Origin of the sequence: Glutamicibacter sp. 0426, from assembly GCF_001906485.1 — a bacterium.
In the GTDB taxonomy this organism is placed as follows: domain Bacteria; phylum Actinomycetota; class Actinomycetes; order Actinomycetales; family Micrococcaceae; genus Glutamicibacter; species Glutamicibacter nicotianae.
In genome coordinates, this window is sequence record NZ_MPBI01000009.1 from 1 (window position 1) to 23,048 (window position 23,048).

Consider the following 23,048-nt stretch of genomic DNA (forward strand, 5'->3'; position numbering starts at 1 on the left):
GCTGGTGCCGACGGCAATACGGCTGCACTGCCAGAGCTGAAGGAACGTGTTCTGGCCTTGGCTGAAGCCCACCCACTCTACCCGGACCTGCCAAAGGTTTCCGAGTAGCAGCAAGCTAGTGAAGATGCGGGCCCGGAAGGTGGAATTAGGCGCTTTTCGGGCCCGCAGTCTCTCACCATCCAAAGTTCCACCAGCCGCCGCGATACCTGCGGCGGCCCGGGGGGAGTTTGGAACCACACTTCATAGTTCCGGAGCCCAAGCTCTCGGATTACCCAAGTTCTAAGGATGTGACCCGCATGGCGGTTAGCGTATTCGATCTTTTCTCGGTTGGCATCGGACCATCTTCCAGCCATACCGTGGGACCAATGCGTGCAGCGCACGCATTCATTGCCCAAGTAATCCGAGAAGGCCAACTGGACGCACTGGAAAATATCCGTGTGGACGTCTATGGATCCCTGGCCGCTACCGGCCGCGGCCACGGTACCTTCACCGCCATCATGCTCGGGCTCGAAGGCTTCGAACCTGAAACGGTGCTGCCAGCACAGGTCGATGAGCGCCTGGCAGACATGGAAGCCACCGGCGTGCTGCGCTTGGCCGAACAGCTGGGCCAGCGCAAGGACCTGGACTACAAGGTCGAGGACATGATCCAGCACCCGCTGACCGTGCTGCCGCGCCACACCAACGGGGTAAAGTTCATTGCCCTGGATGCCGAAGGCAATGAAATCGTCAACGAGACCTTCTTCTCCGTCGGTGGAGGCTTCATCGTGCGCGAAGGCGCCGAAGACCGCATCGAGAAGAACCTCGAGGAGAAGCTGAACAAGCAGCCCTACCCGTTCACGACAGCAGCCGCACTGCTGGAGCATGTGAAGGAAACCGGCCTGTCCATTGCCGAGATCATGATGGCCAACGAGGAAACCTATCGCACCCGCGAGGAAATCCGATCAGGCCTCATCCACATCTACGAAGTGATGGAAGGCTGCAAGGACTCCGCGCTGGAACGCACCGGCGTGCTGCCCGGCGGCCTGAAAGTCCGCCGTCGCGCCCCGGAATGGCATGAACGCCTGCGCAAGGAAGACAAGGACCGCGATCCGGTCTACTGGCAGGAATGGATCAACCTCGTCGCACTGGCAGTCAATGAGGAGAACGCCTCCGGCGGACGGGTTGTCACCGCCCCCACCAACGGCGCCGCCGGCATCATCCCGGCAGTGCTGTTCTACGCCACCCACTACGCGCCAGGCGCGAAGTACTGGAACGAGGACGAAAAGCACGACGCAGTCGTACGCTTCCTGCTCACTGCAGGCGCCGTCGGCGTGCTGTACAAGGAACAGGCATCGATTTCCGGAGCGGAAGTTGGCTGCCAGGGCGAAGTCGGTTCGGCCTCCTCGATGGCCGCCGGTGGCCTGGCCGAAATCCTTGGCGGCACCCCAGCCCAGGTGGAGAACGCCGCGGAAATCGCAATGGAACACAACCTGGGACTGACCTGCGATCCAATCGGCGGCTTGGTCCAGATCCCATGCATCGAACGCAACGCCATTGCCGCTTCGAAGGCAGTGAATGCGGCGAAGATGGCACTGATGGGCGACGGCGAACACCACGTCACCTTGGACGAAGTCATCATCACCATGCGCGAAACCGGCAAGGACATGAGCGACAAGTACAAGGAAACTGCCATGGGCGGCTTGGCCGTGAACGTGGTGGAATGCTGATTTCATAGCACCGCGAGAACCAAGTCCAGGAGGCCTGCACCGCAGGCCTCCTGGACCATTTAAACGTGATATCGATCCCCAAAGCGGGCATTTCCCAGCCATTGCTGATAGAACTTGGTCAAGGCCCGATGCGCGTGAGCGCAAACCGATTTCGAGGAGGTGAGCGTCGTGGACGACAGTTCAAGTCGATCTATGCCCACGAACTCACCTGGGCGCTCATAGCCGAATCTGCCGAATAGGGCTGCATCCTGCCATGGGAGTCCCATGAGTTCGTGACACCTGCACATGTCACCGGCGCAGAAACCTGCACGCAAATACTGACTGATTTATCTCCCTGTATTCACGGGGTGCTCCAGCGGTGAGAATTTGCTGGCAGGCTTGTATTCCTGCGCCAAATGAACCATTTGGACGCACATCATGATTTCTCCAGAAAAGGTAGACTTCTCTACTATTTCGCGCTCCTTGAGCTCCCACCTCAACCACGGCGAATTCCAGCAAGCAGCACGGCTGCTGGGGGAGCTGCATACCGCTGAGGCTATCGAGCACCTTGAAGCGCTGGATGCCACCGAAGCAGCCTTGGCCTACCGCCTGCTCGACAAGCAGGCCGCCGTGCTTCTCTTCAAGGACCTCGACGCTGAGGTGCAAGCCGAACTGATTCGGGCGCTGCAGTCAGAAGCAGTGGTCGATGCCTTCTCCCAGCTCTCCGCCGCACAACGGGCAGCACTGCTCGATGAGTTGCCAGCCATCGTGGCAACGAAACTGCTGGCAGGTACATCGAAGGCCAAACGCCAAGACATCGGAGCCCTGCTGGGCTATCCCGAAGCAAGCGCCGGCAGGGCGATGTCCCCGGACTTCATCGCCACCCATCCGCAGCTAACCGTGGCAGAATCCCTGGCACGCATCAGCAAGCGTTTCGCGCATTGCAAGGACGCGCAGCACATCTTGGTGATCGATGATGAACGCAGGCTGCTTGGCACCATCACGCTCAGCGAGCTGCTCGCCGAACCGGGCACGATGACGGTCGCAGAATTGTGCACCCCTGGCCCCAGCGTCCAAGCCTGCGAGCCGGAGGAAAGCGCAGCACGATTGGCCGTGGGGCGGAAGGCAACGGTGCTCCCGGTACTTGATCAAGAAGACCGCCTGCTGGGCGTGCTGACCTTGCCCATGGCGCTCGGGATCCTGGAGGATGCCGAGGAGCGACGCACTGCGTACGATCCCGGGGCGGAACCGCTCGTCCGCCCGTACCTGGGTACGCCGCTGCGCCACCTGGTGAAGGCGCGGATCATCTGGTTGCTGGTCCTTGCGATTGGTGCCACCTTGACCGTCAAGGTCCTCGCCAGTTTCGAGCAGACGCTTGAATCGATGGTGGTGCTCAGCTTGTTCATCCCGCTGATTGTGGGCATTGGCGGGAATACCGGAAACCAGGCGGCGACTACCGTTACGCGTGCGCTGGCGATGGGGGAGGTGCGGGGCCGCGACTTTTGGCGGGTGCTGATGCGTGAGGTGCGTATCGGGGCGATCTTGGGATTGGGCCTTGGCCTTGTCGCCCTGTTCTTGGCCGGGCTCATTTTCGAACCCAGCATCGGATTGGTGATTGGCACCAGCCTCGTGGCGCTATGCAGCATTGCGGCCGCTGTTGGCGGGGTGATGCCGATCATCGGAAAATTCTTCAAGGTCGACCCTGCGGTATTCTCCAATCCCTTTATTTCAACGTTCGTGGATGCCGCTGGGCTGATTGTCTACCTCTCTGTGGCGGTACTGATTCTCGGCTAGTTTGACCTGGCACTGGGGGTGCGCGGAATAAATTCGCGCACGCCAGCGTCGTAACTGGTATGCCTCAAAGCAAGCTATTTACTGAAATTACCGTTCCAACCCGCAGCGGCGAAGGCCTGAAGCTGCGCAATCGCGTGGTCCTCCCGCCGATGTGCCAATACTCCGTGGAAAAACACGACGGCGTTCCAACGACCTGGCATCTGGCTCATCTGGGATCCATGGCGCATGGCGGATACTCCCTGGTTATCGCCGAAGCAACAGCGGTGGCAGCTGAAGGCAGGATCTCGGACCGCGACACCGGTTTGTGGAATGACGAGCAGACTGAGGCCTGGAAGCCGATTACAAAGTACATCCGCTCACATGGTGCAGCCGCTGGAGTGCAGCTTGCGCATGCTGGCGCGAAAGCCTCGACCTATGGTTGGCTCAAGGAGTTCGAAGAGGCCGGAAAAATTGGCAGCATCAGCGATGAAGAAGGCGGCTGGGAAACCTTCACTTCCACTCCAAGCGAGCTCTATGGACTGAAGCCGGCTACCGAGATGACCGTTGAGCAGATCCAGGACTCGGTGCAGAATTGGGCTGACGCGGCCAAGCGCGCAGACGAGGCAGGATTCGACCTGATCCAGATCCATGCGGCCCACGGCTACCTGGTGCACCAGTTCCTCTCGCCGCTGTCCAACAAGCGCACGGATGAATACGGCGGCAGCTTCGAGAACCGCACGCGGTACCTGCGTGAAATCATCAAGGCGGTGGCAGCCGTGTGGCCGGAAAACAAGGTCTTGGGCATCCGCTTCTCGGGAGAGGATTGGGTAGACGACGGATGGGGTATCGCTGACACGATTCGAATCGCCAAGGAGCTCTACGGCTACGGTGTTCGCCATTTCGATCTGTCCAGCGCCGGCATCGGCAAGTTCAAGGGTCCCTCTGGTCCCGGATACCAGGTGCCGTTGGCCCAAGCAGTGAAAGACTCACTGCCGCAGGACGCCTTCGTCACCGCGGTGGGCGTGATCACCGAGCCGGTGCAAGCAGAGCACATCGTCGTGACCGGGCAAGCCGACGGCGTGAGCATCGGACGCGCCGCTCTGGGCGACCCGCAGTGGGCCAACCGTGCGGCGAAAGAACTCGGAGCGCCGATGGCATTCCCTGCCCAATATTGGCGCGGCCACTGGTAAACACTTGCTGTCATGCTGATTTCATCCAAACAACGACATAGTTTCTGGTTACCTCTTCCAGCCACTGAATAGTGATGTTAGGTTAGTGCCACGGATCTAGTCGCACCGCGGCCAAGGCTCGCGTGCGGAAGGGAGTCAGCATGGCACTACGCGCGGATTCTAACGGAATCGACGCTTCGCTTTATCGGAGAAACGGCTCGTGGAGCACCGCCCTCGTGGACGCATCGTTGGGAACCACTGCGGCCCAAGAAGCCGCAGATCGGCTTCCGGACGACGTAGCCAAGCTGCTCAAGAGCCAGCAGGCACAGCCGGACGATGTCCAAGCACTGATCGGCGCACTGGAACCAGCCGAGGGCTTGCGAGCACCCGTAGCAAGATTCGTCGCCGTTCATGACGGCGAAGTCGTGCTCAACGAAATCATCCCAGGACTCAAGGTCCAAACTCCATCGGTGGATGTGGGTCCATTCCCGAACTTCACAGCGCTGGCTCGCGCGCGTGGCGGATCGTTCTCCTACCTCGTAGCCGAAGTCAGCAAGGACGGAGGTGAAGTGCACCTCTATAACACGGCGTCCCCTGAACGCCTCGGCAGCCGTGGCATAGTCGGATTGCCCGAGGAAATCCACCATGCGCGCAAGGTGCCCGGCGAATATGACCAGCCGAAAGCCCAGGCGGCCGCCGATGAGATGGTACGTCGAAATGCTGATGAGGTCGCCGGCCTGATCAGCGAGATGTCCGCCGAGAACTACGTTCGTCTGGTCATTCTTTCCGGCGATATCAAGGCTCGTGAAATAGTGCTCGGGGCACTTCCGGTGGCACTGAAGGAATACGTAGAAGTCATCGACTCGCATACGCGTACCGGAGGTGCGGACGCCAAGCAGGTCGATGCCCAGATCACCAAGCTGGTGGAGGAGGTCAAAGCCAAGGATCTGGCTGAATTGGAGTCGAAGGTTGCCGCCCAGTCCGGCAACGGCCGAGCGCAACTGGCTGTCGGATTGAATGAAGTCGTCACTGCACTCCAATCGGCGCAAGCCGAAATGGTGCTGGTTGGCCAATATCAAAGCGAGCATACCCTGCGCGCCTTGAGCGCAGAACCGTGGATTGCCCATCAAGATGGGGATGACCATGCAGAGTTGGTGGTCGGCGAGTGGCCAGCGCCGGAAGTGCTCTTGCGCGCAACCGCGCTGACGGACGCCAGCATCCGATACGTACCGGAATCGATGATTCCTGACGGAGCAGGAATCGCGGCCTTGCTGCGCTGGGCCAAGTCCTGAAGAAGCGCACTAAATGAAATTGCAGTAAACGAAACGATCCGCACAGGAGCTCCTGTGCGGATCGTTTTTGCGCTTGAGCCGCGTGAATCCTAGCGGTCCGACGGGTCGGGTGCCCGCGGCGCTGGTGGGGAATCCACCGGCGGATTGCCGGCGTGTGGCTGCTGCTCTGGCTGATATGCCGGAGGAGCCCAGTATGGCTGGTTAGGGCGAAGCGGTGGCTGGTTCATTTGCCAAGGTTGCAGCAACGGCCGGCGGTCTGCAACCGGGATTGGGCCCGCCGTACGAGCGATGCCCTGCCTATCGGCAAGCTTCACCAGCATGAAGGTCAACAGGGCCATGAAGCACACCGAGAAGACTAATGAAACCGGGTTGGATTCCGTGGCGTTCAGATCGACAAGGCCGACTGCGCCGAGCAGGAACAAGAACGTGTTGTTGATGATGTGCATGGCCATCGCCGCTTCCAGGCCGCCGGTGCGCCACGTCAGATAGCCTGCCGCGATAGCGAAGGCTGCCACATCGAGAAGCCCCCAGATATCGTAGAGGTGGCCGATGGTGAACAGCGGCACCGGTAGCAGAATGGCGAACAAGGGATGCTTCAGCCAGCTGCCGATGACCTGCATGAACGCACCGCGGAAGACGAGCTCTTCGGCTGCGCACTGGAACGGTGTCAAGAGGATAACCAGCAGCGCATAGAACAGCGGATCCGTGGGCAGGCTGCTGGCAGGAACCGGCTCGGACGCGCCAATTCCCACTGCGCCCAGCCCGAAATTCACCCCGAAATACAAGGCGAACAAAACGGCGCTGGCAGCCAACGCCAGGCCGAACCATCGCCAGCGCAATTTGCCGGTGACCGAAATCAACTGGCCGACAGGCTTCGGTCCGATAAGCAAATAAGCGAAAAAGACCGCAGGGATCATGATGATCAATGAGGCCATGGTCATCGAGAAGTCCGTCGCCGAAGCCATATTCAGCATTGGATCCATGAGGAATTGGTCGGGGGCCTCTTCCGGATTATCGGCAGCCCACGTCATCGGGTTCATGAGCAGTGCGGCGAACATCGCCAGCATTGCAATGAGCAAAGCTGCGAGGTAGAAACCAATGCCGACGCCGGAGAACGCCAGCGGACGCCACCAGCGATAGTTCGCACTGCGTCTCATCAGGCGATGGAACGGATAGCTCATTTCACCTTCGGCGCCCTGCGGCGCGGGTGGCAAATTCATTGGCAAGCTCATGGCTCAATTCTCCCGTTCCGCGATGCTGGAAAGCATGAACCTTGCGGAGGATTTATCGCGTCATCCTTTTGAGCGTCCACGAACAGCGCGGGAAGACGCGGACTGCGTCCATATGAAACTCCCAGGGGCAAGCTCTTAGACTTGGTACGGACGATTCGCCTTTATTGATTTGGAGCAGCGCCACGTGGGCCATCATCACCATGACGAACCGATTTTGCAGGATCCCAAGCGCCGGCGGCGTGCCTCGATCATCCTTTGGGCTCTGCTTGCGCCCATAGGTGCTTTGGCCATGGTCATGGTCATCCTGTTGTGGCCGCAAGGCAACTACGACAAGTTCGCCCTCAACGGAGCCATGGATACTACCGGCGGAGCGACGATGGAAGTTGGCACAGTTACGCGCAGCGCCATCCAGGATTGCCCTTCGTCCCAAGGATTGGAAGAAGTAGGCGGCAAGGTGCTCGAATGCCAGGTCACCTATGTGATGCCTGAATCCGGTGGCGCTGAAATCCAGTTGGAGATCCCGCCGGAAATGCTGCAATCACGGGATGCGCGCGCGGGCGACAGCATCCGCTACCTAGATCTTTCCGCGGTCGACACCACCAGCGGAAGCCCGTACGTGTTCGTTGACTTCGTGCGCACGTTGCCCATGGCACTGCTGGCCATCGCCTATGGCGTGGTGGTGGTGCTCGTCGCCGGTTGGCGCGGCACCCGGGCCATGATCGGCCTGATCGGCGGCATCGCCTTCATGATCGTCTTCATGGTTCCGGCCTTGCTCGAAGGCGGCAATCCGGTCTTGGTGGGACTCACAGGCTCTACCGCCATCATGTTCGTCGCGCTGTATTTCGCCCATGGACTGAACGCGAAGACATCCACAGCGCTGCTGGGAACGCTCTTCGGTCTTGCGGTGACTGCAGGGATGGTGCTCTGGCTGACCGATGCGGCCGCGTTGACCGGGGCCAATGATGAATCGGCAATCACCTTGTCGACGGTGGCCCCGCAAATATCCTTGCCCGGCTTGCTGATCTGCGGTGTCCTGGTCGGCGGCATGGGTGTGCTCAATGACGTGACGATCACCCAATCGGCCACCGTGTGGGAACTGGCAGAGAGCACGCCGAAGTCCTCGGCCAGGGAATTGTTCTTCCGCGGAATGCGCATCGGCCGCGACCATATCGCTTCGACCGTTTACACCATTGCTTTCGCCTATGCTGGTGCGGCCCTGCCAGTCCTGGCTATTGCCGCATTGAGCAACCAGAGTTTCGGGGTCACCCTGGGCTCCGGCGCCATGGCCGAAGAGGTCATCCGCATTCTGATCGGCTCCATTGGATTGGTCCTGGCAATTCCGGTAACGACCGCAATTGCGGTCATGGTCGTGAAGGCGACCGGCACCGGCGGGGCCCACGGCAAACGCTCCTTGCAACGCGTGGGTTCCGACGCCTAGGTGCGAACCATTCTCATATGTAATGTAGAATAGTTCTCAATAGCGATCCGATTTAGATGGAGACACCCATGAAGAACCACCGCTCGCTGCTCGCAGCAGCTGTAGCCCTGCCTGCTGCTGGACTGATCCTCGCCGGATGCGGTAGCAGCACGGCCAGCGAATCAACGGAAGCGGATTCTGCTGCGATCAGCGTAGTGGCCACGACGAACGTCTACGGACAGATCGCCCGTGCCATTGGCGGAGAGAGCGTGGAGGTCAGCGAGATCATCACTTCGGCCGCACAGGATCCGCATTCCTACGAGCCAACAGCCCGAGATAAGCTGGCGATCTCCAATGCCACGCTGGTGCTGGCCAATGGCGGAGGATATGACCAGTTCATGGACTCCCTGGTTTCCTCGATTCCAGAAGGCAAGGCTGGCGAGATCACGCTCGTGCACGCAGTGGATTCCTCGCCGGTAGCTGAGGAATCGGAAGCAGCCGGGCATGAGGGCGAAAGCGCTGAAGAGCATGCGCAGCACGCCGAAGAGGATTCGCATGAGGGCGAAAGCGCTGAAGAGCATGCGCAGCACGCCGAAGAGGATTCGCATGAAGGCCACGACCACTCGGCCTACAACGAGCACATCTGGTATGACCTGGAATCCATGGGCGACCTGGCTGATGCGCTGGCTGAATCCTTCGGAAAGGCCGATAGCGCCAACGCCGAGCAGTACCAGCAGAATGCGGCTTCCTTCAACGAAGGAATCGACAAGCTGGAGCAACAGCTCGAAACCGCGAAGCTGGATGGCAAGAGCTTCGTGATGACCGAGCCGGTACCATTCCACCTGCTGCATGCTGCAGGCATGGAAGATGCCACCCCGGAAGGGCTGAGTGAAGCCATTGAAGAGGGCGAAGGCATTGCACCGATAACCATGAAGAAGGCCGAAGACCTGCTTTCCGCAGGCGATGCCGACATGCTGGCCTATAACGTGCAGACTGAAGGCAGTGAAACCAAGGCGCTGAAGAAGAGCGCAGAGCTGGGGCAGATCCCCGTGGTTGACTTTGCAGAAACCATCCAGGATGACTCCAGCTACCTTGAATGGATGGAATCCAACATTTCCGACTTGGCTTCCGCGATCAACGGCTAAACCTACGTAGACTAAATGCATGGCATTGTTCTCTTCCCAGATAACTCAAGCGACAGGCAAAGCACGCTCCCTCCTCGCGGAGCGGTCTGTCCGAGCAGAAATCGCCCACTTGGACCGGGGAATCGAACAAGCCGACCATGTGCTGTTCTTCGCCGAAGGCCCCGGCCAGTTCTACCAGCTCGGAGTCTGGCTGGGGACCTTCGAGCGGTTGGCTGCCCAGGGCCTGAGCATCGGAGTGGTGCTCATGGATGCCCTGAGCGCACGCCATGCGCTGGAAGCGACGACTCTGCCGATCATGTTCTCGCGTTCCATGGAACAGATCGAGAACAACCTGCGCGAGTGGGATGCCAAATCCATCAACTACGTGAATAACGCCCAGCGGAACTTCACGATGCTGCGTTTCAATGGGCCAGCGCACATTCACCTGAACCACGGTGAAAGTGAAAAGACGTCGATGGTCTCCAACCAGCTCAAGGCCTACGACTTCGCCTGCGTGGCCGGTGCCGCTGCGGTCGAGCGCATCACCGAAAGCATTGCCCGTTTCGACCCAACGCATCTGGTGCAGATCGGGCGCCCGCAGCTGGACAACCTGGAATGGCCCGAGCCATCCGAGAAGATCCGCGTGCTCTACGCGCCGACGTGGGAAGGCGATTCCCAGGCCATGGCCTACTCCTCGGTGGCGACCCTGGGGGAGCGGATTCTCGCCCAATTGAGCAACGATGAGCGCTTCGACGTGCGTTTCCGACCTCATCCGAAGACCGGAGATGTCTCCGCTGAAGCGAAGAAGGCAGTTCTGGGCCTGAAGAGCAATTATGCCGCCACGCTGGACCCGATCGGCGATGCGGCGCAGTCATTGGTGTGGGCGGACGTGGCCATCTGCGACACCTCGGCGATGGCCTATGACGCGGTAGCGCTGAACATCCCGCTGCTGCTGTCGGGGGATCCCGAAAGCAAGCTCCATGCCGGGCTGCCGTTGGACCAGCGGCTGGGCAACGCGAACGGCTTGGCCCAGCGGGTAGCCGACCTGGCCGCCTCGCCAGTGGCAGGGGCGCAAAAACAGCTGGCCCAGTACTTCTTTGCCACCACCGAACCAGGGGTGGCAACCAAGAAGCTGAACCAGCTGCTTTCCAGTCTCTAGTTTTCGCGCCTAGCGGTGCTTGAAGACCGTGTCCTGCCATTCACGGTGGGCAGCGGGATCATGGGAGATCATCACGTGCTTGACGTTGGTGTACTCATCGAAAGAATACTGGCTCATGTCCTTGCCCATGCCGGAAGCCTTGTAGCCTCCATGCGGCATGTCGGAAACGATCAGGATATGCTCGTTGATCCACACGCAGCCGGCCTGGATCTCGGCGCTGGCACGCATCGCCCGGTCCACGTTCTTGGTCCATGCGCTCGCCGCCAGCCCATACGGGGTATCGTTGGCCAGTTCGATGGCCTCATCGTCAGTGCTGAATGGCAGGGCCACCAGAACCGGTCCGAACACTTCCTGCTGCACGATCTCCGAATCCTGGGCAGCTCCAACCACCAAGGTGGGACGGTAGAAGAAGCCATCGCCCTCAAGCTGATGGCCGCCCGCCAGCACCTGAGCTCCTTGATCCTTGGCCCGCTGGACCATCGAGGAGACCTTCTGCAGGTGCTCCTGGCTGATCATCGAGCCCATGTCGGTTTCGGGGTCGGTGGGATCTCCCACCACCATGGCCTCCATCAGCTCGGCCACACGGCTGGTGAACCGCTCGAAAACCGAGGAATGCACGTAGGCGCGGGTGGCCGCGGTGCAATCCTGGCCTGAATTGATCGTCGAGCCGGCTACCGCACCGTGCGCGGCGGCTTCGATATCCGCATCATCGAAGACCACCAACGGTGCCTTCCCGCCGAGCTCCAGATGCACCCGGGTACCGCTCTCGGCGGCCATGGACATGATCTTCAGGCCCACCGCGGTGGAGCCGGTGAACGAGGTCATCTTCACCAGCTGGTGGCGCACCAATGGCGCACCGACGCTGGGACCGTCGCCAACCACAATATTGATCACCCCGTCCGGGAGCCCTGCATCCTTGGCAGCCCGGGCAAAAAGCACCGAGGTGCCCGGGGTCAGCTCGCTGGGCTTGAGCACAATCGTGTTGCCGGCGGCGATCGCGGGCAGGATCTTCCATGCAGCCATCTGCAACGGGTAGTTCCAGGGGCTGATCGAGCCGATCACGCCGATGGCTTCGCGGCGAATCATCGAGGTGGTGTTCCCGGCATAGTCCCCGGTGGCCAAGCCCTGCAGGTTGCGTGCGGCGCCAGCAAAGAAGTTCACGTTGTCGATGGAACCGGGCACATCGAACTGGGTGGACATGCGGATGCTCTTGCCGGTCTGCGCGGTCTCCACGGCGGCGATCTCATCAGCATGCTTCTCAAGTTCGCGGGCGAAGGCCAGCAGGTGGTCGGCACGCTCGCCCGGGGTGAGCTTGGACCAGGTTGTGAAGGCCTCGGCGGCCGCGTGCACCGCCTGGCCAACCTGTTCGAGGCTTGAGGTATCGACGTCCAGCAGCTTCTTCCCGGTGGCAGGGTTCACGCGTTCCAGCACCGGGCCGAGCCCGCGGACTTGCTGGCCGTTGATGAACTGGTGTCCGAGGGAACTATCGTAGTAGGCCATGTGGATTCTCCTAGGGATGCTCAGAGGGTGAAATAGAACTTGCGCAGGGTTTCGGTGACAGTCCACTGTGTTCTCATGCCAGCATGAAGCCTGGCAATGCTGCCCGGAACCAGCCGGAGTTCCTGGGCGCCGAAGCCGTCGGCTTCCAGGATCTGCACGGTGGCGAGGCCGGAAAGCACAGCGAAATATTCGTCGGATTCGATATCCCGCATGGCTCCGGCAGACATTTCCCAGATGCCGACTTCCGCATTCCCGAGGGTGCCCAGTTCCGCATAGCCTGTGGTCGCGGGTGCCTGTCCGTCAGCCCGCTGGTCTTCGCCGATCGGTTCGTGGCTCAGCTCCACGTCGCCGGCCTGGACGATACTGGCTCGAAGATCTTTGGACGGCATCAGGAATCGAACCCCATTCCGATCTTGTCCATCAGCTTCAAGAAGGCCGAGCGCTCGCCGTGATTGCGGTCGGCTTTGGCCAGCTGGCTGGTCATGAGTTTCACGCCCACCCATGCGGCAGGCTCGGGAGGGAAAGGGATCGGCTTGGTGCGCACTAGTTCCAATTCGGTCAGCTCCGTCTTCTTTCCCGAGAGCAGATCCAGCATGACCTTGGCACCGAACCGTGTGGCGCCCACACCGAGGCCGGTGAAGCCTGCGCAGTAGGCGACCTTGCCGCCATAGGCCAGATCGAAGAACGAGAAGAATCGCGAGCAGGTATCGATGGCGCCACCCCATGCGTGGGAGAACTTCACATCCGTCAGGTCCGGGAAGCTGCCGAAGAAATGCGCGGCCAGCTTTTCGAAGGTCCGCTGGTTGGTGTCGTAGCTGGAGCGGACCTTGCCGCCGAAATGGTAGACCGCGTCGTAGCCGCCGTAGAGAATGCGGAAGTTCCCCTCGGCATCGATGGTGGGGCGCGCATAGTGGAAGCGGTTGTTCAGATCTGCCAGGCCCACCATGTCCGCCCAGCCGATGGCTGTGCGCTGCTGGGCTGTGAGCGGTTCGGTCATCAGCGCGTAATCGTAGACCGGGATGACGCGTGCGCGGTGGCGCTTGAGCAGCGAGGGGAAGACGTTGGTGGCCAGGGCTACGCGCTGGGCGGTGATCTGGCCGTCGGCGGTGAGCACCTGGACCTGCGCGCCGGTATTCTCCATCTCCAAGGCGTGGGTGTGCTCGTAGAATTCAACGCCCAGTTCGCGGCACACGCGGGCCAGTTCCCAGACGAGCTTGGCCGGGTGGATCAGCGCGGTGGAATGATTGTCGCGGGAGCCGGCCAAGAAATCCGGGGAGTTGATCAGCTGCTTGACCGCGTCGGCGTCCAGGTAGTCGACGCCCGGGGCTTCAGCTTCCTCGGCCACCCAAGCGATCTGATGCTGCTCGGTGGCCACGTTGATCGAGCCTTGGCGGATGAAGTCCACGTCCATGGCGTAGCGCTGCACCGTTGCTTCGAACTCGTCGAGGTTCTGCGCCCCGAGCTCGGCGAGCAGCTCGTTTTCTTCCGGCAGGTGGTTTGCGCCATTTGCTTCGCCGTGGACCAGCGATGCTTCGCAGAAGCCGCCATTGCGCCCCGACGCGGCCCAGCCCAAGCGCTGGCCCTCGATCAGCACCACTTTGCGGGAAGGATCCCGTTCCTTGGCTTGCAGCGCGGTCCATAATCCGGTGTAGCCGCCGCCGATAACCAGCAGGTCGGTGGCGATTGACCCGTGCAGTGCCGGATGTGGAGTGGGACGCTGGCTATTGTCCAGCCAGTAGCTGGTGCGCTTGGCATCTGCCAGTGCCCGGGCGACCAAGGCGGGGGAGACTTCGGCTTCATGCCTGTCAAACGTCAATTCATTGTTGGTGGCCATTGGTACTTTCCTCGAAGATAGCTGATTCGGTGGACGCTATCGATGCAGGGGAACGACCAATGGTCCTTGAGGCTTTGCGGTCTGCTGGGCACCGAGGATGCCAGATGAGTGCCTGTCGGCGGTCAAGGCTATCCCTCTTCTCGGAAAAGTTGAACACAAATTGAATGTGATTCATTACTCATCTAAGCCCGTGCAACTCGGGGTTGTCAAGATCCGGAAGCAGGCAGAAACCCGGCCTTGAGAACAGCGGAGTGCTGCATTCAAGACCGGGTCTGGCTAGGCGGGAAGAGACGCGGGTTCTGAGCTATCCGGTTGATCGGCACTGCGTGGGACGCTGCCTGCGGTGTGGCGGCTGAGCCAAGCGGCGCCGAACATCAGGAGGAATTCGGCAGCCGCGATGCCCAGCATGATCGGCGCATGGTGCCCGTCATGCACCGCGTGCGCGCCGTGGTGGCCGGCGAACCATGGCATTCGGATCACCATCGCCACGTGCGAAGCGCCCATCAGTGCACTCATGGCCAGCAAGCTCATGGGTGAGCCGCCGCGCAGCACGCACCAGGAGCATTTGACGCACCAGAAGGTCATTGCCAGCAAGGCCAGGGTCCACCACAGCGTGTGCGGCAGCGCTGCCAGCACCAGCAGGTGGGCTGCCGCCAGGCATAGCGAGGCGATGCCGAGCGCGCGATGCCTGGCAGGGGCACTCGTCGTGAGCCTAGTCGCCGCTGCCACAGCAGCCGTCGGATTCCGTAGTGGCACAGCAGCCGTGCTGGACCGGGGCTGGAACGTCAAGCACAGGGGAGCGGTCGAAGAAACCTTCGGGGCGGATGGTGAATCCGACCTTGTCCACGGGCATCATTGGCCAGTCCTCGGTGCGCGGGAAGTGGGTCAGCGCGAACGTGTGCCACAGACTGATTTGCTCGCCATCGATGTTCTTGTCGTCCTCGATCCAGGAGCCGATGCCGTCAACGCCAGGGTTCTGGTTCACGAAGTCACCGGTGGGGTAGCGCTGGCCATCCTCGCGCTTGGTCACCCACAGCGCCTTGGAAGCGAATTCCGCGCGGCGGTGGATGGAGGATCCCTCGGCGGCCAGCAGGGTCGGGAGTCCCTGGGACATCAGCTTGTAGCCTACCGGCTTGCCCAGGTAGTTCTGCTTCTCGGGGTTGGTGACCACCCAGGTGCGCCCGGCCGTCGGGTTGTTGTCGCGCACCGCCTGCTTCTCGGTGGCCAGCACGGTGTGGCTGCGGGTAAAGGCGTTGCCGCGCGGATTCTCCTTGCTGATTGGCAGGCGGACTGCTTCTTCCTCGATGACGCGGCTCGGGCCGCCATCCAGCGCGAAGTCCAGGCGGGCGCCGAAGATGTGCTGGTGGAATGGCGCGGTCAGCCCCGGAGCCATCTCGGAGGAGAAACGCTCGTCGCCCATGGCCGAGGTGAAGACGATGCCGGTGGCCTTGGCCTCGAATTCGATGGTGCCATCCAGGTAGAGGTACCAGTAGAAGCCGTAGTCGTAGTTGCCCACGGTGGTGAAGAAGCTGATCACCAGGCGACGGTTGCGCCGGGTGTACTTCACTCCGGACCAGTCATCGGCATGCTTGGAGAGGATCGAGGCGTCCTCCTCATGCATGCAGATGCCGTTGGCGATCGTCTGCGCATTGCCATCGGCGTCGGTGACTACCGGGGAGATGTAGTGGATTTCGCCCAGGCAGTCGCAGCCGAGCTCCAGGGAATTGGCCAGGCGCCCGATGAGGTATTCGCCGGTGTCGAAGTAGTTCTGCCAGCTGCGTACCGGGGACGGATCCCCGTAGGGCACGACCATTTCCGCGATGGAGGCGCGGTCCAGGATCCGGCGTTCCACGCCCTTGTCGTTGAAGGCGATGTTGTAGAGCACCAGGCCCTCGCGCATGTCGAAGCCGATGTCCAGCGACCATTTCTCCCACTCGACATGGTTGCCGGCGCTCACCGTGAAGCTCGCGCCTTCTGGCTGGGTGATCTCGATGGGCTTCTGGGTGGTGCGTAACGGGCCCGTGAGTTCCGGGTCGGTGTAGTTGCCGTGGGTTTCGGGCACCGGAACGATGCCCAGATCCAGCAGCTGGTCGATTTTCCCGGCGATGGTGTCGATGTAGACCACCAGTCCGTCAACCGGGTGGGCCCACGCGGAGTCTTCGGCGAAGTCCTGGCGGAAGGCCAGCCCGCGCAGGATGCGGCGCCCTGATTCCTGCGGGTACTCGTCGTCGTACACACCTGCGGACAGCGGGGCCACGCGCACCTGTTCTGGCTTCAGTCCGCGCTTGGCCAAAGCGGCCGCCCACTGCGGGTCGTCAATCAGGATGGACTCGACCTTTTCGAATTCCTCCAGCAGCACCGGCATCTGCCCCACCTTGGCCGGATCCAGATCGACGCTTGAGTGCACGCCCTGGGCGCCCAGGTCCAGGACGACATCCTTGGGGGAGTTGGCCAGCTTGTCCATGAGCATCACGCGGACAAAGCGGCCGGGGCGGTCGGCGCGCGGGTCTTCCAGGCCCATGTAGGCGATGCGGGTGTTCTCGGTGAACAGCTGGTTGCTGACCAGCAAGTCCTTGGCGGCGGCAACCTCTGCTTCGCTGAGCAGGGTGAAATCCGTGGCGGTGGTGGTTGGCATGAGACCGGCTCCTTTAGTGCTGAAATGTGATCTGCAGCATTTATTATTCTCTGGTTGTAGAGAATACGGGCGGACTCGCAAAGGCGCAAGCCTTTGGCGGAAATAAATGATTTATCGCTAATCTTGAGGCATGCCGAAAATCGTGGACCATGATCAGCGTCGCCGGGAGATCGTCGAGGTCACGTGGAGATTCATTGCCCGGGAGGGGATCGAGAAACTCAACCTGCGCGACCTGGCCGCGGCTGCCGGATATTCCAACGGCGCCTTCAAGCCCTACTTCCCAACCCGCGATGCGCTGCTGGTAGCGACCTTCCGCTATGTCGCCGAGGCGACCGACAAGCGCATTGCCCGCAAGTGCCAGGGGCAAACGGGAATCGCGGCCATTGAGGCATTTGCACGGGAAGTGCTTCCGCTCGATGAGCTGCGGCGAAATGAAGCGCGCATCGCGGTGCACTTCTGGCATCTGGCCCTCGGGGATCGGGCGCTGGCGGCGGTCAATGCGGGAACCATGGACCGCTGGCGCACGCTGGTTGACCAATGGCTTGAGCAGCTCCTCGGCCCCGACCACCCCACGGCACCCGTGGCGCGCGACTCGATGATCAATTTCCTGATGGGCGCGCAAACCAGCAGCGTGCTCGACGAAGCAGTCAATACCGCCGACGCGCTCGAAGCGCAGCTGCAGTACCGCCTGGAGGCCTTGCGCAGCCTGCGCGCAGCGGAGTAGCTGGATATTCTCCGCACGACGAAAAAAGTGACTTTTCGGCGCGCTCGGCGTACTCTCATTCGTGATGCCCGACACAGTTCCTTGGGCTTCGATGGGGAGGCAGGCATGTATCAACTTCAGCACGTCGATTCGTTCACCGCGTGGTCGCGGCTCATTTCCGACGCCTTCGTGAAGCTGCGCAGCGAGCAGATTTCCAGCGGACATTTCACCGCTACGCTGGGTGCCAACATGCTCGGAGAGATCGGCTTGATGCGCATCCATGCCAAACCCCACGCGGTGAAGCGAACCGAGGACCTGAGCGCCAGCGGCGACGGGGATTTCTACAAGATCTCCTACCAGCTCGATGGCTATGGGCTGCTGATCCAAGATGGCCGCGAAACCTTGCTGGCACCCGGGGACCTGGCGATCTACGATACCCAGCGCCCGTACACTCTGGCCTTCGAGAAACCTGCATCGGTGCTGGTCACCTTGGTTCCGCATGATCTTTTCCGCTTGTCGCAGCAGCAGGTCGGCCAGCTGACCGCGGTTGCGCTCAAGGAATCGCACCCGTTGTCGGGGACCGTCGCACCGCTGCTGCGCCACCTCGGATCCAACCTTTCCCAGTGGGATGAATTCGGCGGCTACCAGCTGGCCCGCAACACCGTGGATCTGCTGGCCACCGCACTGGGCGGCGCGCTCGGCGCCGAATGCCATGGGGACGCCAAGTTGCGCCAACGCGAATTGGTCACCGGCTACATCAACGCGCACCTGGACGACGCCGATTTGGGACCGGCCCGCATCGCGGCCGCCCACTTCATGTCCGTACGCAGCCTGCATGCGCTGTTCGAGCACCAGCCGCTCAGCGTCGCCGCGCTGATCCGCCATCTCAGAATGCGCGAAGCAGCGCGCCTGCTGCGCGACCCGCTCATGGCCGACCTGCCAGTGCAGGCCATCGGATCCCGGGTGGGAATTGCCGATGCCGCGGGCTTCAGCCGCATGTTCTCCAAAGAATTCGGTTCAACCCCGGGCAAATACCGCGACGCCGCCTGAGACGCAGCGGAAGTGCACGCGGTGCCAATGGTCCTGCGCTCAATGCCAACGAAAAGTTCGAGGACTCCGGGATGCTGATATCCAAGAACTCGGATAATGGGGGATCGAATGGGACTCGAACAACGCACGCTCACGGTGCCGGCTCTGGTCGTGATGATCATTGCCGCCAGCGCACCGCTCACCGCCGTGGCTGGCGGCGTGACGACCAACTACGCGGTGACCGGCATGGAATCGGTGCCGCTGTCCTTCCTCATCATCGGTGCCATACTGCTGGTCTTCAGCATCGGCTACACCGCGATGAGCCGCTACATACCGAATGCCGGAGCGTTCTACGCCTACATTGCCCAAGGCCTGGGCGGAGCAGCGGGCGTCGGCGCAGCGATGGTCGCGCTGGTCAGCTACAACCTCATGCAGATCGGCATCTACGGAATGTTCGGGTTCGCCGCCGCATCCTTCGCCAACGCCTCCTTCGGCACCGCCATCCCGTGGTGGGCCATGGCGCTGGTGGCCTGGGCAGTGGTCGGCTTCCTCGGCATGAACCGGGTCGACTTCTCGGTCAAGGTGCTGGGCATCGTCGTCGCCGCTGAATTCCTCGTCGTCATCATCTACAACATCATGGCTTTCGCCTTCGCTCCCGAGGCGCCGCAGCCGGCCGCATCCTTCAACGTGGCCGACGCTGTGGCGCCGGGCATGGGCGCGGTCATGGCCTTCACCATCGCCGCGTTCATGGGCTTCGAATCCGGAACCATCTACAACGAGGAGGTGAAGGATCCGGCGCGCACCGCCCGGCGCGCCACGATGATCGCGGTCGTCATCATCGCCTGCTTCTACGCGTTCTCGGCCTTCGCCGTAGCAGTCGGCGAAGGCGCCTCGAACGTCATCGGCGCTTCGGCGGAACTCGGACCTGACCTGATCTTCGCTTTCTTCGGCGCCAACGCCCCAGCATGGTTCGTCGATTTGGCCAACATCCTGTTCATCACCAGTTTGTTCGCCGCGCTGCTGGCCTTCCACAACGTCATTGCCCGCTACTTCTACGCCATGGGCCGCGGCGGGGCCCTGCCGAAGTTCCTTGCCATCACCTCGCGCACCACCCACGCGCCGGTGGCCGGCTCGCTGGCGCAGTCAACCCTCGGCCTGGTTGTCATCGCCATCTTCGCGGTGATCTCGCAAGGCAAGGACCCGATGTACGTCGTGTTCACGATGTTCACCTGGATGACCAACTCGGCGGCCTATGGCCTGGTGCTGCTGATGGCGCTGACCTCCTTTGCCGTCATCGGATACTTCAAGCGCAAGCAATCCTCTGAATCCCTGGCCACCCGGGTGATCGCCCCGCTCGTCTCCGGCATTGCGCTGGCCTACGTCTTCGCGCAAATCGTCATCAACTTCGACATCTTGCTTGGCATGGAAGAACCGGGAATGCTCGGTTATGTCCTGCAAGGCATCGTGATCCTGCCCGGCGTCATCGCCTGGGTACTGGCACTGGTCGTCCGCTCGTCGACACGGCGTGCGCCCATGGCCGATGAACTTCCCGTCAGCTAACCACCTAGAACCAAGGAGCTCAAAGATGGCTTACGCAAACGCCCAAGAACTGCTGGACGCGATCCAGCCGGCAACCGGTGGCACCGAAATCCTGGACCCGGCAACCGGTGAACTGGTTGGCCGTGTCGCCGAGCAAAGCGCCGCGGACCTCGACGCCGCGGTCGCCGCGGCAAAGGCCGCCCAACCGGCATGGGATGCCCTGGGCCATGAGGAGCGCAAGCGCCTGCTGAACGCCGCGGCCGACAATATCGAAGCCAATGCCGAGGCACTGGCCGAACTGCTCTCCCGCGAGCAGGGCAAGCCGCTGAACGGCCCGAACGCCCGCTTCGAGGTCGGCGGAGCAGCCGCCTGGCTGCGCGCCGCCACCGCCTATGAGGTCGAGCCGGAAGTCGTCGTGGACGACGGCGAAACCTACGCCGCCAAGCACTACCGCGCACTGGGCGTCGTCGGCGCCATCGGCCCGTGGAACTGGCCAATGATGATCTCCATCTGGCAGCTGGCCCCGAGCCTGCGCATGGGCAACACCGTGGTGATGAAGCCCAGCGAATACACCCCGCTCTCGGTCCTCGCGCTGGTCCATGTGCTCAACGAAGTGCTGCCGGCCGACGTGCTGAACATCGTCGCCGGCGGACGCGAGGTTGGCGAAAAGCTCTCGGGCCATCCGGACATCGCCAAGATCATGTTCACCGGTTCCACTCCTACCGGCAAGGCCATCATCCGCTCCTCGGCCGATACCGTGAAGCGCCTGACCATGGAACTGGGCGGCAACGACGCCGGCATCGTGCTGGAAGACGCCGACCCGCAGGCCATTGCCGAAGACCTGTTCTGGGGTGCCTTCATCAACACCGGCCAGACCTGCGCTGCGCTCAAGCGCCTGTACGTGCCGGAATCGATCTACGATGCGGTTTGCGACGCGCTGGCCAATGTCGCCGCGAAGATGCCGATGGGTGTGGGCCTCGATGAGAACAACGTGCTCGGCCCGCTGCAGAACAAGGCCCAGTACGACATCGTCGCTTCGCTGGTCAAGGACGCCGTGGATTCCGGGGCGAAGGTGCTGCTCGGTGCCAACCCGGACGAGAACGCCGCCGGCTACTTCTACCCGACCACGCTGATTGCCGACATCGACCCGTCCAACCGCCTCGTGGTCGAGGAGCAGTTCGGCCCGGCCCTGCCGATCATCAAGGTCAAGGACACCGCCGAAGCGATCAAGCATGCCAACGCCCTGGAAGTAGGCCTCGGCGCCTCGGTGTGGAGCAGCAACCGCGAGCAGGCACTGGAAGTTGCCGCGCAGATCCAGGCGGGCACCGTATGGATCAACTCCCACGGCACCATTGATCCGCGTATTCCGTTTGGCGGCGCCAAGCAGTCCGGCTATGGCCTGGAATTCGGCCTGGACGGCTTGAAGTCGCTGGCCCAGCCGCAGATCATCAAGGGCTGATATAGGCCAGCCGATCCAACGTCCATGGGCGGTGCCCGGTGCCGATCAGGCATCGGGCACCGCCCATGCACTGGCTAATTGATGATCTCGGCTGTTGGATCATTCGTGAGCCGTGCGATGCGTTCACGCCAGTCCTGCAACGCTTCGGGCGACAAGCGCGTCCAGCCATGGACCTCACGGATGACACGGACCGGATGCGCACTGCGGTAGGACCGGGTGGGATTGCCTGGAAATTTCTTATCCGTGACATTCGGGTCATTTTCAAATGGCCCGGTCGGCTCCACCTCATACACGTGCGCAGTGCCGTCCAATGCAGCGATTTCGGCTGCCAATCCTGCGCCATCGGCTAATGCGGTGAAGTAGATGTGGTTCATGATGACTTCGGGCCGATAGTTCGAGGGGAAACCGGGAGATAGCAGATCCCCGGGGCGCAATGCTGCCTTGGTGCCGTGGAAAAAAGGTCCTTGGTCAAGATCCTGGATCATGCGCACTGAGCTTAGCCGATGCACTGGCAGAGCGAAAGAGCAACCCAAGCGTGCCCTGATTGCCGTTGCGGCTTTGCGGGATGCACCAGTCAGTGCACGTATATTGGAGGTGAACCGGCCACCACCACTGGAGATCCCCGCGTGCCCATTTTGAACAAAGACATGTCCCTCTGCATTTCGCTCTCCGGGCGTCCATCGAATATCGGGACGCGTTTCCACAACTACCTGTATGACGAGCTCGGCCTGAACTTCATCTACAAGGCCTTCTCCACCGAGGACCTGCCAGGAGCAATCGCCGGGGTACGTGCCCTGGGCATTCGCGGCTGCTCGGTCTCGATGCCGTTCAAGGAGGAAGTCATGGAACTGGTAGACGAAATCGAGCCTTCTGCAGCTGCCATCGATTCGGTCAACACGATTGTGAATCACGATGGCCGGCTCGTGGCATCGAATACCGACTTCGAAGCGATCGCCGCCCTGATTGACCGCCATGGATTGAATGCGCGCAGCAGCGTCCTGGTGCGCGGTTCCGGCGGCATGGCCAAGGCAGTGGTTGCCGCTTTCCGCGAGGCCGGATTCAGCGACGTGACGGTGCTGGCACGCAATGCGCACGCAGGCAAAGCGCTGGCCGACAAGTACGGCTACCGCCACGCCTCGGCAGATCCAGTTCCAGGCCACCAGATCCTGGTCAACGTCACTCCATTGGGCATGGATGGGGAGAATGCCGAAACGCTGTCGTTCACCGCTGAGCATATTGCTTCGGCACAAAGCATCTTCGACGTGGTCGCCTTCCCCAGCGAAACGCCGCTGATACGTAACGCACGAGACGCTGGCAAGCAGGTCATCACCGGAGCCGAGGTCATCGCGCTGCAAGCTGCGGCGCAGTTCGAGAAGTACACCGGGCACCCGCTGACCGAAGAACAAGTTATGCGCGCGTCGGAGTTCTCGCGCGAATCCTGAATCAGGGGGTGACCAGCCACTTGGCTGGCGCGGCAACCCAACACAGTGAAGGCCCG

19 protein-coding genes are annotated in these 23,048 nt (G+C 61.7%); 12 read left to right on the plus strand and 7 right to left on the minus strand.

Annotation, left to right across the window (positions count from 1 at the left end; translation table 11 throughout):
* The first annotated feature begins 296 nt into the window (after positions 1-296).
* The 4 genes from BKX98_RS15955 (at position 297) to BKX98_RS15970 (ending at position 5,919) form a co-directional block, all read left to right on the plus strand.
* On the plus strand, positions 297-1,706 hold the full coding sequence (locus BKX98_RS15955; protein ID WP_066141240.1) for an L-serine ammonia-lyase: 1,410 nt from the start codon (positions 297-299) through the stop codon (positions 1,704-1,706).
* A 462-nt stretch (positions 1,707-2,168) separates the two neighbouring features.
* Positions 2,169-3,479, plus strand: coding sequence for a magnesium transporter (gene mgtE / locus BKX98_RS15960; protein WP_233125408.1), 1,311 nt, complete (start codon positions 2,169-2,171; stop codon positions 3,477-3,479).
* A 59-nt stretch (positions 3,480-3,538) separates the two neighbouring features.
* Positions 3,539-4,648 (plus strand): NADH:flavin oxidoreductase/NADH oxidase, encoded by a 1,110-nt coding sequence (locus tag BKX98_RS15965; protein WP_073707991.1) that lies wholly within the window; start codon positions 3,539-3,541, stop codon positions 4,646-4,648.
* A 140-nt stretch (positions 4,649-4,788) separates the two neighbouring features.
* Positions 4,789-5,919, plus strand: a complete 1,131-nt coding sequence (locus BKX98_RS15970; protein WP_073707992.1) for a hypothetical protein — start codon at positions 4,789-4,791, stop codon at positions 5,917-5,919.
* 89 nt (positions 5,920-6,008) lie between these two features.
* Here BKX98_RS15970 and BKX98_RS15975 read toward each other — a convergent pair whose 3' ends face one another.
* Positions 6,009-7,151: a CPBP family intramembrane glutamic endopeptidase gene (locus BKX98_RS15975; RefSeq protein ID WP_083587002.1), complete on the minus strand. Its 1,143-nt coding sequence runs from the start codon at positions 7,149-7,151 to the stop codon at positions 6,009-6,011.
* A 184-nt stretch (positions 7,152-7,335) separates the two neighbouring features.
* Between BKX98_RS15975 and BKX98_RS15980 the strand changes: the two genes are divergently transcribed.
* From BKX98_RS15980 to BKX98_RS15990, 3 genes are all read left to right on the plus strand, one after another.
* Complete coding sequence (locus tag BKX98_RS15980; protein ID WP_073708013.1) at positions 7,336-8,589, plus strand: YibE/F family protein; 1,254 nt, start codon at positions 7,336-7,338, stop codon at positions 8,587-8,589.
* A gap of 68 nt (positions 8,590-8,657) precedes the next feature.
* Entirely contained in the window at positions 8,658-9,713 is a 1,056-nt protein-coding gene (locus tag BKX98_RS15985) for a metal ABC transporter solute-binding protein, Zn/Mn family (RefSeq protein WP_073707994.1), read from the plus strand.
* A 109-nt stretch (positions 9,714-9,822) separates the two neighbouring features.
* Entirely contained in the window at positions 9,823-10,851 is a 1,029-nt protein-coding gene (locus BKX98_RS15990) for a CDP-glycerol glycerophosphotransferase family protein (protein WP_158024712.1), read from the plus strand.
* A gap of 9 nt (positions 10,852-10,860) precedes the next feature.
* Here the strand turns inward: BKX98_RS15990 and BKX98_RS15995 are convergent, their stop codons facing one another.
* The 5 genes from BKX98_RS15995 to BKX98_RS16015 form a co-directional block, all read right to left on the minus strand.
* Positions 10,861-12,351 carry a gamma-aminobutyraldehyde dehydrogenase gene (locus BKX98_RS15995; RefSeq protein ID WP_073707996.1) on the minus strand — a complete coding sequence of 497 codons (1,491 nt, stop codon included), beginning with the start codon at positions 12,349-12,351 and terminating at the stop codon, positions 10,861-10,863.
* Between the two features lie 20 nt (positions 12,352-12,371).
* Entirely contained in the window at positions 12,372-12,740 is a 369-nt protein-coding gene (locus tag BKX98_RS16000) for a cupin domain-containing protein (protein WP_073707997.1), read from the minus strand.
* On the minus strand, positions 12,740-14,185 hold the full coding sequence (locus BKX98_RS16005) for an FAD-binding oxidoreductase (RefSeq protein WP_073707998.1): 1,446 nt from the start codon (positions 14,183-14,185) through the stop codon (positions 12,740-12,742). The genes BKX98_RS16000 and BKX98_RS16005 overlap by 1 nt, the downstream gene beginning before the upstream one ends.
* 276 nt (positions 14,186-14,461) lie before the next feature.
* Entirely contained in the window at positions 14,462-14,914 is a 453-nt protein-coding gene (locus BKX98_RS16010; protein WP_073707999.1) for a hypothetical protein, read from the minus strand.
* A complete protein-coding gene (locus BKX98_RS16015) occupies positions 14,898-16,820 on the minus strand; it encodes a primary-amine oxidase (RefSeq protein WP_073708000.1) in 1,923 nt (640 codons plus the stop codon). The genes BKX98_RS16010 and BKX98_RS16015 overlap by 17 nt, the downstream gene beginning before the upstream one ends.
* A gap of 130 nt (positions 16,821-16,950) precedes the next feature.
* Here BKX98_RS16015 and BKX98_RS16020 point away from each other — a divergent pair, with 130 nt between their 5' ends.
* The 4 genes from BKX98_RS16020 (at position 16,951) to BKX98_RS16035 (ending at position 21,550) form a co-directional block, all read left to right on the plus strand.
* A complete protein-coding gene (locus BKX98_RS16020; RefSeq protein ID WP_038990269.1) occupies positions 16,951-17,544 on the plus strand; it encodes a TetR/AcrR family transcriptional regulator in 594 nt (197 codons plus the stop codon).
* Between the two features lie 105 nt (positions 17,545-17,649).
* Positions 17,650-18,573 (plus strand): helix-turn-helix domain-containing protein, encoded by a 924-nt coding sequence (locus tag BKX98_RS16025; RefSeq protein WP_038990270.1) that lies wholly within the window; start codon positions 17,650-17,652, stop codon positions 18,571-18,573.
* A 108-nt stretch (positions 18,574-18,681) separates the two neighbouring features.
* Complete coding sequence (locus BKX98_RS16030; protein WP_073708001.1) at positions 18,682-20,112, plus strand: APC family permease; 1,431 nt, start codon at positions 18,682-18,684, stop codon at positions 20,110-20,112.
* Positions 20,113-20,137: 25 nt separating this feature from the next.
* Entirely contained in the window at positions 20,138-21,550 is a 1,413-nt protein-coding gene (locus BKX98_RS16035) for an aldehyde dehydrogenase family protein (protein WP_066141206.1), read from the plus strand.
* Positions 21,551-21,624: 74 nt separating this feature from the next.
* On the opposite strand, the gene arr is transcribed toward BKX98_RS16035, so the two are convergent.
* Entirely contained in the window at positions 21,625-22,035 is a 411-nt protein-coding gene (arr, locus tag BKX98_RS16040; RefSeq protein ID WP_073708002.1) for an NAD(+)--rifampin ADP-ribosyltransferase, read from the minus strand.
* A gap of 141 nt (positions 22,036-22,176) precedes the next feature.
* On the opposite strand from arr, the gene BKX98_RS16045 reads away from it, so the two are divergent.
* Positions 22,177-22,992, plus strand: coding sequence for a shikimate 5-dehydrogenase (locus BKX98_RS16045; RefSeq protein WP_066141203.1), 816 nt, complete (start codon positions 22,177-22,179; stop codon positions 22,990-22,992).
* Positions 22,993-23,048 lie beyond the last annotated feature (56 nt).

What these genes read in the sequence shown, in the direction of transcription:
- BKX98_RS15955 (WP_066141240.1), top strand. Translation starts at nt 297, where the DNA reads ATGGCGGTTAGCGTATTCGATCTTTTCTCGGTTGGCATCGGACCATCT.
- BKX98_RS15965 (WP_073707991.1), top strand. Translation starts at nt 3,539, where the DNA reads ATGCCTCAAAGCAAGCTATTTACTGAAATTACCGTTCCAACCCGCAGC.
- BKX98_RS15970 (WP_073707992.1), top strand. Translation starts at nt 4,789, where the DNA reads ATGGCACTACGCGCGGATTCTAACGGAATCGACGCTTCGCTTTATCGG.
- BKX98_RS15975 (WP_083587002.1), bottom strand. Translation starts at nt 7,151, where the DNA reads ATGAGCTTGCCAATGAATTTGCCACCCGCGCCGCAGGGCGCCGAAGGT.
- BKX98_RS15985 (WP_073707994.1), top strand. Translation starts at nt 8,658, where the DNA reads ATGAAGAACCACCGCTCGCTGCTCGCAGCAGCTGTAGCCCTGCCTGCT.
- BKX98_RS15995 (WP_073707996.1), bottom strand. Translation starts at nt 12,351, where the DNA reads ATGGCCTACTACGATAGTTCCCTCGGACACCAGTTCATCAACGGCCAG.
- BKX98_RS16000 (WP_073707997.1), bottom strand. Translation starts at nt 12,740, where the DNA reads ATGCCGTCCAAAGATCTTCGAGCCAGTATCGTCCAGGCCGGCGACGTG.
- BKX98_RS16005 (WP_073707998.1), bottom strand. Translation starts at nt 14,185, where the DNA reads ATGGCCACCAACAATGAATTGACGTTTGACAGGCATGAAGCCGAAGTC.
- BKX98_RS16015 (WP_073708000.1), bottom strand. Translation starts at nt 16,820, where the DNA reads ATGCCAACCACCACCGCCACGGATTTCACCCTGCTCAGCGAAGCAGAG.
- BKX98_RS16020 (WP_038990269.1), top strand. Translation starts at nt 16,951, where the DNA reads ATGCCGAAAATCGTGGACCATGATCAGCGTCGCCGGGAGATCGTCGAG.
- BKX98_RS16025 (WP_038990270.1), top strand. Translation starts at nt 17,650, where the DNA reads ATGTATCAACTTCAGCACGTCGATTCGTTCACCGCGTGGTCGCGGCTC.
- BKX98_RS16030 (WP_073708001.1), top strand. Translation starts at nt 18,682, where the DNA reads ATGGGACTCGAACAACGCACGCTCACGGTGCCGGCTCTGGTCGTGATG.
- BKX98_RS16035 (WP_066141206.1), top strand. Translation starts at nt 20,138, where the DNA reads ATGGCTTACGCAAACGCCCAAGAACTGCTGGACGCGATCCAGCCGGCA.
- arr (WP_073708002.1), bottom strand. Translation starts at nt 22,035, where the DNA reads ATGATCCAGGATCTTGACCAAGGACCTTTTTTCCACGGCACCAAGGCA.